Here is a 1823-nt window from a genome sequence, read left to right as displayed (position 1 = left end):
TATCTTCTTCATCAGAAATACTCTCGCGGCGATGATCTCTCAGAATTTAAGCCACTTTTATTAAATATGTTGACCTACCGCCAATGGCAAAAGGACTATGCTGACGCCTTGCCAGATAAAGAGCAAGTAGAACGAATTGGCTGGGAAGAACTAAGAGAAGATTACCTCGAAGATCATCTTAAATGGTTGAGTTTCGCTTACTGTTTAAATATGGATAAAGAATACTACCTAAAAGTGCTGAGTCTTATCGGTAATCAAGGTCAAGACGCACTATTTGATAAAATTGCTATAATCCTAGGTGACACTAATCGTGAAATAGCAGCGGATACTCTGTTCAAAAAACGTTTCGGTAAGCTGTACAAAGTAGTTGAAGGAAGTCCAGAGCAACGTCCAGCACTTGCAAAAGCCTATCTAGAGGCTTGGTATGTCTTGGAGGGTAGCCCTGATTATCATTTAATGGATACAGATGCATACATTGGCTATTGGTGCTGGGAAATTGCGCTTGTTGTTAAATTATTCAATATTGATGATAGCAGCTTTATTGACCACCCATACTACCCCAAAGACCTCGTACATTGGCAAGATAATCAGTAGGAGATAAAGGTGCGCGATACACGGAGAAGTAACGATTATTTCGAAGCATTCTTAGTCGACATTGAAGTTGGCATCAAAGAAACACAAGAAGCCCTCGATGCAGGTAACTTTACCACACCTAGCGAGCGAGTTAATGTTGCCCAGCGTATATATCAGCTCGCGATTATGCGAGCGGTAGCGCACTACTCATACGGTGCTCACCTTGGGGATGTTAAGCGCTATACCGAAGCGATTTTGCCGTATCGCAAACAACTGACACACTACTGTGATAAGTTACCTGCAAATCATCAAATATATCGCTATGCTTTTGAAAAGCTAGGCGGGCAAATTGATGCTGTCGGCTCCCCTAATATCAATCGTTATATCTACACTTTGTGGTGGCTGGCACTCTTACAAGCCTGTGATGTCGCTCAAGCTCATATTCAAGAAGTGCTAGACGTTATTGGCGAACGCGGCAAAGACACCTTACTTGATAATATAGCCATTGCACTTGGTGATAACGATAGACCTATTTCGCCCACACTCTACTACCCTGAAATTTATCAAAACCTTTCACTCGCTTTGACAGTACCCAGTGAACAACAGCCTGATTTACTCAACCAATTTGCACAAAATTGGTACAGTAAGTTAGAGGGCTTGGCGGACTGGCATGATAATCACAATTGTGAATGCGAATTCGAGTACACGGATTATTATATTGGTTATTGGTGCTTTGAATTAGCTTTAGTCGCTAATGTTCTAGAAATACCAAGAGAATCTTTAGAAGATAGCGGTTATGTCCCGGTTGATTTACTCAGATAACCCCCTACATACAAATATTAATGGGGCCCTTTCAGATATGAGTATTGAGGCACAAAACACATTATTTATACTTAGTCCGAGTAAGTTAAATATACACCTACATAGGTGCAAATAATGAATAAGTTTTTTGACAATTTTTATCACTTTGGTGGGTTTGGCCCAGCGATAGAAGCGATTCAACCAACAGATGAGCAAACCCAATATTACCAAGGTACTTTACCTAATAATTTACTTGAGTATTGGAAAGAATACGGCTTTTGTGGTTGGGGGAAAGGCCGTTTATGGATGGTGAATCCAAAAGATTATCAAGATATCTTGACTGAGTGGTTAAGAGGAACTCAATTCGAAAAAATGCAAAATGACGGTGTAGATAGTTTCTATGTCATTGCAATAGATGCGTTTGGAAAAATGTATATTTGGGGTAAAAA

The 1823-nt window shown here is 40.2% G+C and carries 3 protein-coding genes; all 3 read left to right on the top strand.

Annotation, left to right across the window (positions count from 1 at the left end; all coding sequences use genetic code 11):
• Positions 1 to 594, top strand: a 594-nt coding sequence (locus DRB05_RS00275; protein WP_128725177.1) for a PoNe immunity protein domain-containing protein, incomplete at its 5' end; no start/stop codon positions are given.
• A 9-nt stretch (positions 595 to 603) separates the two neighbouring features.
• On the top strand, positions 604 to 1395 hold the full coding sequence (locus DRB05_RS00270; RefSeq protein WP_128725176.1) for a PoNe immunity protein domain-containing protein: 792 nt from the start codon (positions 604 to 606) through the stop codon (positions 1393 to 1395).
• Positions 1396 to 1509: 114 nt separating this feature from the next.
• Positions 1510 to 1823, top strand: a 314-nt coding sequence (locus DRB05_RS00265) for a GAD-like domain-containing protein (protein ID WP_275660252.1), incomplete at its 3' end; no start/stop codon positions are given.

Source organism: Pseudoalteromonas sp. A757, assembly GCF_004103285.1.
Taxonomy (GTDB): Bacteria; Pseudomonadota; Gammaproteobacteria; order Enterobacterales; family Alteromonadaceae; genus Pseudoalteromonas; species Pseudoalteromonas galatheae.
The sequence above is the reverse complement of the archived record's forward strand: the minus strand, read 5'-3'. Positions and strand labels throughout refer to the sequence as shown.